This is a genomic window from Reyranella sp., from assembly GCF_052439685.1.
In the GTDB taxonomy this organism is placed as follows: domain Bacteria; phylum Pseudomonadota; class Alphaproteobacteria; order Reyranellales; family Reyranellaceae; genus Reyranella.
This window is the reverse complement of the sequence record NZ_JBQVQG010000007.1, coordinates 122,296-135,645: the sequence shown is the minus strand read 5'-3', so window position 1 is coordinate 135,645 and position 13,350 is coordinate 122,296. Positions and strand designations below refer to the sequence as shown.

The window sequence follows — 13,350 nt, the reverse complement described above, 5'->3', positions numbered from 1 at the left end:
TCCAGTCGCGCGTCTTTGTCGGTTCAGGAGACGATCGCGCCACTGGAGTGGCGCGCCCCCAGCGAAGATACGCGTCATCGATCCCACTCGATCCTGAAGGAATTGCCCTCGGGTCTGACGTAGCCCGCATTGGCGCCGGGGAAGTGGGCGGGGCAGAGCAGGGCGTTGCTCTCGACGCAATCCTCGAGAAGCTTGCGGCGCGAGACGGCCGACATCGCCTGGTCCCAGCAGAACTGGCTCGACCAGTCGGGATGATAGACCTGGATCGGGTGGTGCATGATGTCGCCCGAGAAGCAGGCCTGCTTGCCCTCGTCCTTCAGGTTGATCGCGATCGAGCCCGGCGTGTGCCCGGGATAGTCCCTGATGGTGAGCAGCGGATCGGGCTGGTGGTCGCTCTCGATCATCACGGCCTTGCCGGCCTCGACGATCGGCAGAACCGAATCGTCGAACGAGCCGTCGTTCACCTGGCTTTCGCCTTGAGACTTTCGCTCGCTTTCCCAGTGCGCGTATTCGCGCTTGGCGAACAGGTACTTCGCATTGGGGAAGGTCGGCACCCAGCGGCCGTTCTCGAGCTTGGTGTTCCAGCCGACATGGTCGACGTGCAGGTGCGTGCACATCACGAAGTCGACGGATTCAGGTGGACATCCGCAGGCCTTCAACCTGTCGAGGAACGGCGTATCGAGGTTGTTCCAGCCGGGATTGTGCCGCTGCTTGTGATTGCCGAGACAGGTGTCGATCAGGATCGTGTGCTTCGGTGTCCGGACGATCCAGGTATGGACCGAGCCGATCAGCCGGTCGCTGCCCTCCTGCACGTGCTCCGGTACCATCCAGCCTTTCTGGGCGTCGAAGGCTTCCTGGTCGAACCTGGGAAACATGCGGCCGGGCTTGAAGCCCGGGCCGCAGATTTCCTCGACCTTCTCGATGGTGGCTCCGCCCAGCTTTCGCACGGTCATGGCGTGGCTTCCTCCGGAACGCGGCAGCGAGAAGGGAACGATCAGAACGTGACGACGCTGCGAATCGACTCGCCCTTGTGCATCAGGTCGAACGCATCGTTGATCTTCTCGACCGGCATCGTGTGGGTGATCAGCGAATCGATGTCGATCTTGCCGTCCATGTACCAGTCGACGATCTTCGGCACGTCGCGGCGGCCCTTGGCGCCGCCGAAGGCGGTGCCCATCCAGGTCCGCCCGGTGACGAGCTGGAACGGGCGCGTGGCGATCTCCTGGCCCGCGCCGGCGACGCCGATGATCACCGACTTGCCCCAGCCGCGATGGCAGCATTCCAGCGCCTCGCGCATCAGCTTGGTGCTGCCGACGCATTCGAAACTGTAATCCGCGCCGCCGTCGGTCAACTCGACGAGGTGGGCGACCAGATCCTTGTCCCCGAGGGTCGAGGGATTGACGAAGTGCGTCATGCCGAACTTGCGGCCGAGCGCCTCGCGCGCCGGGTTGAGATCGACGCCGACGATCATGTTGGCGCCGACCATGCGCGCACCCTGCAGCACGTTGAGGCCGATGCCGCCCAGGCCGAACACCACGACATTGGCGCCGGCCTCGACCTTGGCGGTGTTGATCACGGCACCGATGCCGGTGGTGACGCCGCAGCCGATGTAGCAGACCTTGTCGAACGGCGCGTCGGGGCGAATTTTCGCCAGCGCAATCTCGGGCAGGACCGTGTAGTTCGAGAAGGTCGAGCAGCCCATATAATGATGGATCTTCTTGCCCTTGATCGAGAAGCGCGAGGTGCCGTCGGGCATCACACCCTGTCCCTGGGTGGCGCGGATCGAGGTGCAGAGATTGGTCTTGCCCGAGACGCAGGATTTGCACTGGCGGCATTCCGGCGTGTAGAGCGGGATCACGTGGTCGCCCTTCTTCAGCGACACGATTCCGGGCCCGACATCGACGACGACGCCCGCGCCCTCATGGCCGAAGATCACCGGGAACAGGCCCTCGGGATCGCCGCCGGACCGCGTGAACTCGTCGGTGTGGCACACACCCGACGCCTTGATCTCGACCAGGACCTCGCCGAACTTCGGCCCTTCGAGATCGACGGTCTCGATCTCGAGGTTCTTGCCGGCCTCGAAACAGACGGCTGCCTTTGTCTTCACGCGGATACCCCCTCGAAACTCTGGAGCCGAAACCTAGAGCAGGGGGGCGCCCACCGTCTACGCTGCGGCGCGGCCGGCGAGAGCACGTGCCATTTCAGACTTCGCCTCGCGATATTGGCTGACAAGGCGCCGGACGAGATCGGCGGCCGCCGGCACGTCCTCGATGTTGCCGACGCCGTGACCCGCCGTGAAGATATCCTTCCAGCGCTTCTTGTTCTCCTGCGCGCCGACGATCTTGCCAGGCAGGGTCGTGCGCAGCACGTCGAGGTCGATGCCGGCGGCCAGCAGGCTGGGCGTCAGCCAGTTGGCGGGCGCGCCGTCGATCGAGGCGGTGAGGAACACGTCGGTCGCGCGGGTGCCGAGGATCATGTCCTTGTGCGCCTGCGCCGCCATCGCCTCCTGGGTCGCGATGAAGCGCGTACCGATATAGGCGAGGTCGGCGCCCATCGCCTCGGCCGCCAGCACGTCGCGGCCCGTGGTCTGGCCGCCGGCCAACACGACCGCGAAACCGTCGCCCAGCTGTCGCACTTCGTTCATCAGCGCGAACGGATTGATGGTGCCGGTATGCCCTCCGGCGCCGCCCGCCACCGCAATCACGCCGTCGACGCCGGCCTCCAGCGCCTTTTCGGCATGGCGCCGGTTGGCGATGTCGTGCAGCGCGACGGCCCCCCAGCCATGGATGCGCTTGATGGCGTCGCCCGGCGCGCCCTTGGAGGTGAGCACGACCGGCACCTTGTACTTCTCGACCAGTTCGAGATCGCCCTGGTAGCGTGGGTTCGAGGCATGGACGACGAGGTTCACGGCCCAGGGCGCAGGCTTCTTGCCGGCATCCTCGAGTCGCTTCATCCCCTCGACCATCTCGTCGAGCCAGGCCTGGAATTCCTCGCGGCTGCGCGTGCCATGGGCCGGGAAGCTGCCCATCAGGCCCTCACCGCAACACGCCAGGGTCAGCGCGGGATTGGAGACCAGGAACATGGGGGCGGCGATGGCGGGGATCGCCATGCGCTCCATCAACTTGTGCACTTCGGCGCGTGGCATGGATCAAACCTCTCCGATGGTGGGCGTGGTCGACGTCACGCCGCTGTCGTTCAATTCTTTCAGGCGGGCGTCGTCGTAGCCCAGCAGTTCGCGCAGCACTTCGTCGGTGTGCTGGCCGAGATTGGGGGCAGGGCGCTCGATGGCGAGACCCTTGCCGTCGAGCCGGTAGGGCAGGCCCTTCACGAGGCCGCCGCTTTCGTCACGGACAAGCGTGACGCCCTGCAATCGGGTGTCGCGCAGCAGGTCGTTGCCATCGAGGCAAGGCGCGGCGGCAATACCCTTGTCGAGCAGCATCGCCACTGCGGTGTCGCGATCCTTGCTCGCACAGAAGGCTTCCATCGATGGATCGGGTGTGTCGAGGCTGACCGCCAGCCACTTGCCGTCGGCGCAACGGTAGGCGTCCTGCTGTGCCACGCCGGCTTCGCTGTTGCCCCGAGGCACGAACAGGTGTGCCGGATCGGCCGACGCGGCGAGAATCTCTTCGCCGAGCGTGAACGAGGCGACCTCGCGCTGGGAGAAGTCGAGGAACGCGCCCTTGCCGGTGTGGCGCGCCTCGGTGACGGCGGCGATTACGACGCCGGTGGCGAACAGCGATACGATCTGGTCGGGATAGTTCACGTCCATGCCCGAGATGCGCGGCTCCTCGCCTTCGTAGCCGGTGAGCGAGGCGATGCCCGATGTGGCGTCGAGCGTGCTGCCGAACGACACGTTCATGCGCTCTGGTCCCGTGTCGCCCTGGCTCGAGATGGCGGCGAACACGAGACGCGGATTGATCGCGCTCAGCTCCTTGTAGCCCAGGCCTGCGCGATCGAGCACGCCGCGCCGGAAATTCTCGACCACGACGTCGCAGTGCACCGCGAGTTCGCGGATGACGCGCTGACCCTCGGGGTCCTTCAGGTTCAACGCGAGCCCGCGCTTGTTGCGGTTGGTGAAACGGAACTGCGGCGAACGGTTCCACCATCCCTCGTCGCTGTCGATCTTGCCGACCACGCGGAAGGGATCGAGATAGGCGCCGGATTCGATCTTGATTACGTCGGCGCCGAGATCGGCCAGCATGGCCGAGGTGTTCGCGCCGGCTGTGAGCAGGCCGAAATCGAGGACGCGGATGCCGGCGAGGGGACGCTCGCTCATGGCGCGAGTTCCGGCGCAGGCCGCGGCGTGAAGGAGCGGCCGTTCCATTGCACGGGAAGTTGCGGCAGGCGCAGCCGGCCTTGCGTCGGATGTGTCATATCGGCCAGGAAGCCGCGCGCCACGTACTGCTCCGTCAGCAGCAACTCGGCCGGCGAGAAGATCGGGCCGAACGGCACGCCCTTGGCCTGCGCCACCTTCTGAATCTCGTCGCGCGTCTTGTCTTCGAACCAGGGCGCGAGCGCTGCATAGAGTTCGGCGATGTTCTGGCGACGGCCGGCCCGCGTACTGAATTTCGGATCATCGAGCCGCGCATCGCCGATCAGCGTGCGCGTCGCCGGCCACTGGGTGACCGTGTAGACGAGGGCGACATGGCCGTCGCGGCAGGGCAGGACCTGGAATTCCGAGTTCCTGCCCTCGCGACCGGGTGAGATGCCTGAGGCGGCGGCGCCGGACGCAGCCTTCCAGTTCACCCACTGCATGACTTCCGCGAGCGACACGCGCACCGGGGGCGCCCGGCGCCCGGCATCGCGCGCAGCGAGGGCCGTCATGAGCCCGGTGAAGGCGGTGAGGCCTGCGGCGTAGGAGGCCTGATGGCCGCCCAGCTTCAGCGGCTTGCGTGCCGGCTCGCCCACCATGTGCATCAGGCCGCCCAGCGCCTGGATCGCCAGTTCGCTGACGGGACGTTGCGCCGCATCCGTCTCGAGTGGAAAGGCCGCGATCTCGACCGGCGTTGCCTTGCCCGCGCGAAGTGCCGAGGCGATGGAAGCCGGCTCTTCGAACAGCACGACATCGGCTTTCTCGACGAGTTGCGTGAGCGCGGTGCGGCCGGACTCGCTCGCCAGATCGAGCATCAAGGAGCGCTTCGACGTATTGAGGAATTGAAACAGCGCGCTTCCGCCCTGCGGCAGCACGGGCGGCGCACGACGCACCGGATCGCCGCCCGACGGCTCGATCTTGAGAACGTCGGCACCGAGATCGGCCGCGATCTTGGCCGCGAGAGAGGTCGCAAGACGCAGGCAGAGCGGGATTTTTGCGTCGTTCACCTCGATGATCGTGAAGCGCGCGAGCGGTCGGGAAGAAGCCTCGGTCATTGCGCGATGATCTGCGCAAGCCGGTGCTGCGGTCAACGTCGCGCGCATGCTACCGTCGCGGGTGACGGAGGACTTCTATGGCACAGACCGGTAATCACAAGGGACTTACGTTCGGCATCTTCCTGGCGCCGTTCCATCGCGTCGGCGAGAATCCCACTCTCGCGATGGCGCGCGACATGGAGCTGATCGAGTGGATCGACGAGCTGGGCTACGACGAAGCCTGGATCGGCGAGCATCATTCCGCCGGCTGGGAGACGATCGCGTCGCCGGAAGTGTTCATCGGCGCCGCCATCGAGCGCACGCGCTACATCCGCCTCGGCTCCGGCGTGACCAGCCTGCCCTATCACCATCCGCTGATGGTGGCGAACCGCTTCGTGCAGCTCGATCACATGTCGCGCGGCCGCACGATGCTGGGCTGCGGTCCCGGGGCGCTGCCGTCGGACGCCTACATGATGGGTATCGATCCTTCGACCCAGCGCCCGCGCATGGAAGAGGCGCTGGAGGCGATCATGCGCCTGCTCGAATGCAAGGAGCCGGTCACCATGAAGACCGACTGGTTCGAGCTGAAGGAGGCGCGCCTGCATCTCGCACCCTACAGCTATCCGCATTTCCCGATCGCCTGCGCCAGCACCATCACGCCCTCGGGCATGATCGCCGCCGGCAAGCACGGGCTCGGCGTCCTGTCGATCGGCGCCGGCATCCCGGGCGGGCCGGAGATGTTGGGCAAGCAGTGGGGCATCTACGAGGAGACCGCCGCCAAGCACGGCAAGACGGCGGATCGCAGCAAGTGGCGCGTGGTTGTGAACTGCCATGTGACGGAGGACGACGAGCAGGCGTTGCGTGAAGTCCATGCCGGCGAACGCCGCGAGACCGTGACCTATTTCGAGGACACGCTCGGCCGTCCGCCGGGCCGGGCCGACGACCCGCTGCGCGATGGGGTGAAGATGGGCACGACCCTGGTCGGCAGCCCCGACACGGTGGCCAAGGGCATCGAGCGGCTGCTGGGCTTCTCCAACGGCGGCTTCGGCGGCGTCCTGTTCCGCGCCCACGAATGGGCGACGCGCGAGCAGATCCTGCGTTCCTATGAGCTGTTCGCGCGCTACGTGATGCCGCGCTTCCAGGGCTCGCTCGACACGATCGTCAATTCCAACCAGTGGGCGAAAGACAATCGCAAGGGCATCTTCGGTCCCAACGTCGCCGCGGTGAAGAAGGCCTTCACCGACGCCGGTCGCGAGGCCCCCGAGGAGTTCCGAAACCGCACGCCCGGCGCACGCGACGTGGCGGGGGACTGATTGATCGGAATGGTGGCCTCAAAAATGGTGGCTTCAAAACGAGTGACCTGAAATGCGTGCTTTTCTGAATGTGTTCCTCGCTTGCGCACTCTTCTTAACGGCAGCGTGCTCCAGTGCCGAGCAGTTGGCGGCGGCAGAACGTGAAGTCGAACGATTCCACAAGGCGTTTGACGAAGGGCAGTTCGGCGAGATTTACGACAAGGCGGCAGATGCGTTTCGCAAGGGGGCAACGAGGCAGGAATTCATCGCCTTCATGGAGACCGTGCAGCGCAAGCTGGGCAAGGTGGAAGAGGCCAAAAGAGGTAACTCCAACCTGAACTATAGCGCCGGAGGCACGCTGGTCTCGCTTGCCTATGCCACCACTTTCGCGAATGGCAAAGGCACCGAACAGTTTGGCTTTGCCGTCTCGGGTAAGAAGGCTGTGCTGGTCGGGTATAATCTCAACTCGAAGGATCTGCTCCTTCGATAGGAAGCCTCCTGCGATTCAGAACTGCTTCTTCGTGCCGGGCACGGCGTCGATCACTTCGATCGAAGACTGGCCCAGCGCTGCCTTGTATTCGGCCGGCGTGCCCCGGAGGAACGGGTTGCTGGCATAGTGCATGGGCCACGCCATTTTGGGCTTGATCAGCTCCTTGGTGGCATAGGCGGCGGCCTTCGGATCCATCACGTAGTGGCCGCCGATCGGGATCAGCACCAGGTCGGGCTTGTAGTATTCGCCGATCAGCTTCATGTCGCCGAACAGGCCGGTATCGCCCATGTGGTAGATCCTGAAGCCGTTCTCGAGCTCGATGATGAAACCGCACGGCTCGCCGGCGGCGAAGCTCGTGTCCTTGCCGGTCGCCGGGTCCTTGAGGATCATCTCAGAGGAATGGTCGGCATGGACCATGGTGATCTTCACGCCGGGAAAGGGCTCGATCGCGCCGCCCTTGCTCATGCGGGGCACGAGATTGGCGGGCATCAGCCCGAGCGTCGCGAGAGTCTGGTTGAGGCCGGCCGGCGCCCAGATGGGCGCATTGTTCCTCTTCGATATCTCCATCGCGTCCCCGAGATGGTCGCCATGGCCGTGGGTCACCAGGATCAGGTCGACCTTGCCGATCTTGTCGAGATCCTTCAGCTCCGGCGGGATCCTCGTGGCGCCCATGATCCAGGGATCGATCATGATGACCTTGCCGCTCTGGGTCGTGAGCTTGAAGGCGGCCTGGCTGTACCAGAGAAGCTCGGCCTTGCCTTGCGCCTGTGCGGCGCCGGCGGAGGCGACGACCGCGGCCAGGATGACGGAAAGAAGACGAAAGACCACGTGGCGTTGCTCCCCGTTCGTTTCGCAGAGCCTAGCATCGTTCTTCGGAGCGAAAGTGCGCACTTTCCTGTGAGGCTCCGATCCCCCACGATGTGCGCTGCACAATCGACAAGGGGGATGGCTCGCCGATGAGCATCAAGGGCAAGGCCTATATCGCGGGAATCTATGAGCATCCGACGCGCCTCGCGAAGGATATCTCGCTGGCCCAGATCCACGCGCAGTGCGCCAAGGGCGCGCTGGAGGATGCGGGTCTCACCAAGGACGATGTCGACGGCTATTTCTGCGCCGGCGATGCGCCGGGCCTCGGCCCGATGTCCATGGTCGAGTACATGGGCCTGAAGGTCCGTCACGTCGATTCGACCGACACCGGCGGCTCCTCCTACGTGCTGCATGTCGGCCACGCTGCCGAAGCGATCGCTTCGGGCAAGTGCAAGGTGGCCCTGATCACCCTGGCCGGCCGGCCGCGCGCCGAGGGCATGGCGACCGGCACCGTGCCGCGCAGCCGCGGCGGCACGCCGACGCCCGACGATCCGTTCGAGTTCCCCTACGGCCCGACGGTCGTGAACATGTACGCCAACTGCGCCATGCGTCACATGTACGAGTTCGGCACGACCTCCGAGCAGCTGGCCTGGATCAAGGTCGCGGCCTCGCACCACGCGCAATACAATCCGCACGCGCTGCTGAAGGACGTGGTCACGGTCGAGGAGGTCGTGAACTCGCCGATGATCTCCGATCCGCTGCATCGCCTCGACTGCTGCGTCATCACCGACGGCGGCGGTGCCATCGTCGTCGTGGCGCCGGAGATCGCGGCCAAGCTCAAGCGGCCGAAGGTCAAGCTGCTGGGAGCGTCGGAATTCATCAAGACGCAGATGGGCGGCAAGGTCGATCTCACCTATTCGGGCGCGCGCTTCACCGGCGCGGCGGCCTTCGCCGAAGCGGGCGTCAAGCCTTCCGACATGAAGTACGCCTCGATCTACGACAGCTTCACCATCACGGTGCTGATGCAGCTCGAGGATCTCGGCTTCTGCGAGAAGGGCAAGGGCGGCGCTTTCGTGGCCGACGGCAACCTGATCTCGGGCACCGGCAAGCTGCCGTTCAACACCGATGGCGGCGGCCTGTGCAGCAATCACCCCGCCAATCGTGGCGGCCTCACCAAGGTGCTGGAGGCCGTGCGTCAGTTGCGCGGCGAGGCGCACCCGAAGGTGCAGGTGAAGAACTGCGATCTGGCGATCGCGCACGGCACGGGCGGATCGCTCGGCCTGCGCCACGGCAGCGCGACCGTCATTCTGGAGAGAGAGTAGACCATGGCCGAGACCAAGGAACGCAAGCTGCCGCCTCCCGCCATCAGCGAAGAGACGCAGGCCTATTGGGACGCTGCCGGTAAGGGCAAGCTGCTGGTGCGCAAGTGCACGAGCTGCGGTCAGGCGCATCACTATCCACGCACGATCTGCCCGTTCTGCTTCAGCGACAAGACCGAATGGGTCGAGTCGTCGGGCAAGGGGACGATCTACTCCTACAGCGTGATGCGTCGCGCGCCGGTGCCCTACGCGATCGGCTATGTCACCCTGGCCGAAGGTCCGCGGATGCTGACCAACATCGTCGACTGCGACTTCGACAAGCTGAAGTGCGATCAGGCGGTGACACTGGTCTTCAAGCCGACCGATGGCGGCCCGCCGCTGCCGATGTTCACGCCGGCCTGACGCTCGATTGCGGGAGGCTCTAGCGAGCCTCCCGCAATTTCTGGAGCGCCGCGGCGAGACGCTTGGCGGCGATCTCGGTGCCGAGTTCGGTCCAGTGTCCGTCCGAGACCCGGTAGGTGCCGGGCACGCCTTTGAGATCGTCCTCGAGGTCGACGACCGTCACGCCCTGGGCCTCCAGCGCGGCGCGCAACAGGCGGTGCTTGGCCTCATTCTCTCTTGGATAGCTCATATAGCGCGGCCACGGGCGCCAGAATTCGGCGTAACTCGGATCCACCACGCCCACCGGCGCCAGCGCGATCAGGAACTTGATGCCGCGTTCGCGCGCCAGGTCGCGGGCGCCCAACAGCCAGGTCATGGTCGCGGCGACCTGTCGCTTGTCCATCGATTGCTCGATCTCCGCAGGTGTCACCGGCACCGTCCACGTGGCGGTCTCCCAGTCGACCATGCCGGCGAGCCACCAGGCCTGGAGATACTCCTGGTCCCGATCGCGCGGCTCGAACCGGTCCCAGAACTTGTCGCCGCCGCGCGACAGGATCTCGCGAATCACCTTCTCGTCCTTTTCCGGGTAGTAGCGGGTCTTGATGAGCCGGACCATGGCGTCGAGCCGTTCGGCGCGCGGCTTCTTCATGATCTCTTGCGCCGCGTCGGTTGTGCCCTTGTTGGCGCGCCCGAACTCCGACAGGCCAAGCCGGTTGACCAGCAGCCAGGTGAGACGGGGCGCAACCGCCCCGAGCCACGACGGCCGCGGACGCTCGGCGATGGGGGGTGAGATCCGCCAAGGCGACAGGGCATCGGACACGAAGTCGTTGCCCGAGTAGAACGTCAGCACGAGTGCGTCGGGCTGCAGCGACAGCGCGATGTTGCGGATGCGGTAGTAGTATTGCGGCGGCCCGGTTGCCGAGATGCCGAGACTCATCACTTCCCAGTCGCGGTGGCCTTCCGCTTGCCAGATCTCCTCGAGCCGCGCGCCAACCGACTTTCCGACGAAGGCACCTTCGAGGAAGCTGTCGCCGACGAGGACGGTGCGGGAGATGCCGGCAGGCTTCTGCAGCGGATGCTCGCGGTCACGCAAGCCCCAGCTATTGTATTCAGGGACCGCCGGCGCGCCGCCGAGGGTGCTCGCAACCGCGTTCTTGGACACCTCGATCGGGCGCAATTCACGGGCCGGCCACGGCGGCACGACGAAGGAGCTGAGGATCTCGAGCCCGGCCAGGGTGATCGCCACGAGCAGGGCCGCGAAAATGGCTGAGAACCAGAGACGCTTGTGCTTCATCGGCCCTGCTCATAGCCGATCGATGGCGTCTCTCCAACAGGACGGTATTGTCGCGCCTGTCAGCCGTTCAGCGCCTCCCAAACGCGTTCGGGCGTTGCCGGCATGTTGATGTGCCTGCCGCCCAGCGCGTCTGAAATGGCGTTCATCACCGACGGCAGGGAGCCCGCGCAGCCGGCCTCGCCGCAGCCCTTGGCGCCCAGCACGTTGGTCTTCGCCGGCACCGAGTGATAGTCGATCTTGAAGGACGGGGCGTCACCCGCCCGCGGGATCGCATAGTCGGTGAAGCTGCCGGTCAGCGGCTGGCCCTCTTCGCTGTAGACGACATGCTCGAAGATCGCCTGGCTGATGCCCTGGACCACGCCGCCATGGCTCTGACCCTCGACCAGCAGCGGATTGATGACCGTCCCGAAGTCGCCGACCATCGTGTATTTAACGACCTCGACATGGCCGGTGTCGGGATCGATCTCGACCTCCGCCACATGGGTGCCGTTGGGATAGGCCGACGGCGCCGCCTCGTGGACATGACTGACGTCGAGCGTGCTGGGCATGCCCTCGGGCAGCTTCAGGCCGCCGCGCAGCCTGGCTGCCAGCTCCAGGATGCCGATGCCGCGGTCGGTGCCGACGATCTCGAAGCGGCCGAGCTTGAACTCGATGTCGGCGGCCGAGGCTTCCAGCACGACGCCCGCGATCTCCTTGCCCTTTTCGATCACCTTGTCCGACGCTTCGACGATCGCCGCGCCCGAGGCCATGATCGACTTGGAGCCGCCCGTGCCGCCGCCGGCGATCAGCAGGTCGCTGTCGCCCTGCTTCAGCTTGATCCGGTGGAACGGGATGCCGAGCTTGGTGGTGAGCACCTGCGCGAAGGCCGACCAGTGACCTTGGCCGTAGTCCAGCGTGCCGGTGATGATCGTGACGTCGCCGTTCTCCTCGAAGCGCAGGCCGCCCATCTCGTTCGTGGGCGGCGCCGTCACTTCGAGATAGTCGCCGATGCCGAGGCCGCGCAGCTTGCCGCGCCGTGCGCTCTCCTCCTTCCGCGCCTCGAAGCCCGACACGTCCGCCAGCTCCAGCGCCTTGTCGAGCAGGACGGTGAACTCGCCGCTGTCGTAGGTGGTGCCTGACGCGGTCTTGTACGGCATCTCTTCGGGCTTGATGTGGTTGCGTCGGCGCATCTCCATCTGGTCGAGGCCCATCTCGCGGGCGGCGGTGGTGATCAGGCGCTCCATGAAATAGTTGGCCTCGGGGCGGCCGGCGCCGCGATAGGCGCCGATCGGCGAGGTGTGAGTGAAGGCCACCTTGGTCTGCACCTCGATCAGCGGCGTGCGGTAGACCGCGGCGAGATTACGCGAGACGCCCAGCGCGCCCATGGCCGCGCCGACATTCGAGAGATAGGCGCCGAGATTGGCGTAGCCCTTGAGGCGGACGGCGAGGAAGGTGCCGTCCTTGTCGAGGGCCAGCTCGGCGTCGAAATCATGGTCGCGCCCATGCTGGTCGCTGAGGAAGCTGCCCGACCGGTCGTCGGTCCATTTGACCGGACGGCCGAGAATCTTCGAGGCATGGAAGAGGCCGGCATATTCCGGATAGGGCGAGCCCTTCATGCCGAAGGAGCCGCCGACATTGCCCGTCACGACGCGCATCTGTGCGGGCTTGATGCCCAGCAGGGCCGCCATCTGGTTCTTGAGGCCGAACACGCCCTGGCAGCCGGCATAGAGGGTCGAGCGATCGGTCTCCTTGTCGTAGTGGCCAATCGCCGTGCGCGGCTCCATGGCGCAGACGACGATGCGGTTGCTGACGATGTGGAGCTTCGTCACGTGCGCGGCCTTGGCAAAGGCGTCGGCGACCACGGCGCTGTCGCCGAACTGGAAGTCGGCGCAGACATTGTCAGGCACGTCGTCGAATACGGTCGGCGCGCCGGGCTGGGCGGCGGCGCGCGCCTCGGTCACCGCGGGCAGTGCTTCGATGTCGAGCACGACCGCTTCGGCGGCGTCCCTGGCCTGCGCCTGGGTCTCGGCGACGACGAAGGCCACCGGATCGCCGACGAAGCGCACCTTGTCGGTGGCCAGCGAATAGCGCGTCGGCGTCTTCATCTGCGAGCCGTCGCGGTTGGGCACCATCATCACCGTCTTCAGCGCGCCGTAGCCTGCGGCGTTGAGATCGGCCCCGGTCCAGATCCCCAGTACGCCCGGCATGCCGCGCGCTTCCTCGGTGTCGACGCCTTTCAGGAGTCCGTGCGCCACCTGGCTGCGGACCATCACCGCATAGGCCTGCCCCGGAAGGTTGATGTCGTCGGTGTAGCGGCCCTGGCCCTTGAGCAGGGTCGGGTCCTCCTGGCGCGGCACCGGCTGGCCGACACCGAATTTCATCAAATCGAGATTGTCCGCATCGAGAGGCGCGTTCATGGGAATTCCGCTTCGAAAAGTGGGG

The 13,350-nt window shown here is 65.8% G+C and carries 12 protein-coding genes; 4 read left to right on the top strand and 8 right to left on the bottom strand.

The window, feature by feature from the left end:
• Window positions 1–74 precede the first annotated feature (74 nt).
• Genes ACT6UX_RS11875 through ACT6UX_RS11855 form a run of 5 tightly spaced genes read right to left on the bottom strand, consistent with a single transcriptional unit; the run spans window position 75 to window position 5,367 of the window.
• Window positions 75–953, bottom strand: coding sequence for an MBL fold metallo-hydrolase (locus tag ACT6UX_RS11875; RefSeq protein WP_444775354.1), 879 nt, complete (start codon window positions 951–953; stop codon window positions 75–77).
• 41 nt (window positions 954–994) lie between these two features.
• Window positions 995–2,107, bottom strand: coding sequence for an S-(hydroxymethyl)glutathione dehydrogenase/class III alcohol dehydrogenase (locus ACT6UX_RS11870; protein WP_444775353.1), 1,113 nt, complete (start codon window positions 2,105–2,107; stop codon window positions 995–997).
• Between the two features lie 57 nt (window positions 2,108–2,164).
• On the bottom strand, window positions 2,165–3,145 hold the full coding sequence (locus ACT6UX_RS11865; RefSeq protein ID WP_444775352.1) for an NAD(P)H-dependent flavin oxidoreductase: 981 nt from the start codon (window positions 3,143–3,145) through the stop codon (window positions 2,165–2,167).
• Between the two features lie 3 nt (window positions 3,146–3,148).
• Complete coding sequence (locus tag ACT6UX_RS11860) at window positions 3,149–4,276, bottom strand: CaiB/BaiF CoA transferase family protein (protein WP_444775351.1); 1,128 nt, start codon at window positions 4,274–4,276, stop codon at window positions 3,149–3,151.
• Window positions 4,273–5,367: a CaiB/BaiF CoA transferase family protein gene (locus ACT6UX_RS11855; RefSeq protein WP_444775350.1), complete on the bottom strand. Its 1,095-nt coding sequence runs from the start codon at window positions 5,365–5,367 to the stop codon at window positions 4,273–4,275. The genes ACT6UX_RS11860 and ACT6UX_RS11855 overlap by 4 nt, the downstream gene beginning before the upstream one ends.
• 77 nt (window positions 5,368–5,444) lie before the next feature.
• On the opposite strand from ACT6UX_RS11855, the gene ACT6UX_RS11850 reads away from it, so the two are divergent.
• On the top strand, window positions 5,445–6,659 hold the full coding sequence (locus tag ACT6UX_RS11850; RefSeq protein WP_428685585.1) for an LLM class flavin-dependent oxidoreductase: 1,215 nt from the start codon (window positions 5,445–5,447) through the stop codon (window positions 6,657–6,659).
• A 52-nt stretch (window positions 6,660–6,711) separates the two neighbouring features.
• Entirely contained in the window at window positions 6,712–7,128 is a 417-nt protein-coding gene (locus ACT6UX_RS11845) for a DUF4019 domain-containing protein (protein ID WP_444775349.1), read from the top strand.
• Window positions 7,129–7,143: 15 nt separating this feature from the next.
• Here ACT6UX_RS11845 and ACT6UX_RS11840 read toward each other — a convergent pair whose 3' ends face one another.
• The gene (locus ACT6UX_RS11840; RefSeq protein ID WP_444775348.1) at window positions 7,144–7,956 is read right to left on the bottom strand and encodes a metal-dependent hydrolase; all 813 of its coding nucleotides are present in this window, start codon (window positions 7,954–7,956) and stop codon (window positions 7,144–7,146) included.
• A gap of 128 nt (window positions 7,957–8,084) precedes the next feature.
• On the opposite strand from ACT6UX_RS11840, the gene ACT6UX_RS11835 reads away from it, so the two are divergent.
• Window positions 8,085–9,257 (top strand): thiolase domain-containing protein, encoded by a 1,173-nt coding sequence (locus ACT6UX_RS11835; RefSeq protein WP_444775347.1) that lies wholly within the window; start codon window positions 8,085–8,087, stop codon window positions 9,255–9,257.
• 3 nt (window positions 9,258–9,260) lie between these two features.
• Window positions 9,261–9,656 (top strand): Zn-ribbon domain-containing OB-fold protein, encoded by a 396-nt coding sequence (locus tag ACT6UX_RS11830; protein WP_444775346.1) that lies wholly within the window; start codon window positions 9,261–9,263, stop codon window positions 9,654–9,656.
• 19 nt (window positions 9,657–9,675) lie between these two features.
• On the opposite strand, the gene ACT6UX_RS11825 is transcribed toward ACT6UX_RS11830, so the two are convergent.
• Together ACT6UX_RS11825 and ACT6UX_RS11820 are read right to left on the bottom strand one after the other, a co-directional pair.
• Window positions 9,676–10,929: an alginate O-acetyltransferase AlgX-related protein gene (locus ACT6UX_RS11825; RefSeq protein WP_444775345.1), complete on the bottom strand. Its 1,254-nt coding sequence runs from the start codon at window positions 10,927–10,929 to the stop codon at window positions 9,676–9,678.
• A 59-nt stretch (window positions 10,930–10,988) separates the two neighbouring features.
• On the bottom strand, window positions 10,989–13,325 hold the full coding sequence (locus ACT6UX_RS11820) for a xanthine dehydrogenase family protein molybdopterin-binding subunit (protein ID WP_444775344.1): 2,337 nt from the start codon (window positions 13,323–13,325) through the stop codon (window positions 10,989–10,991).
• Window positions 13,326–13,350 lie beyond the last annotated feature (25 nt).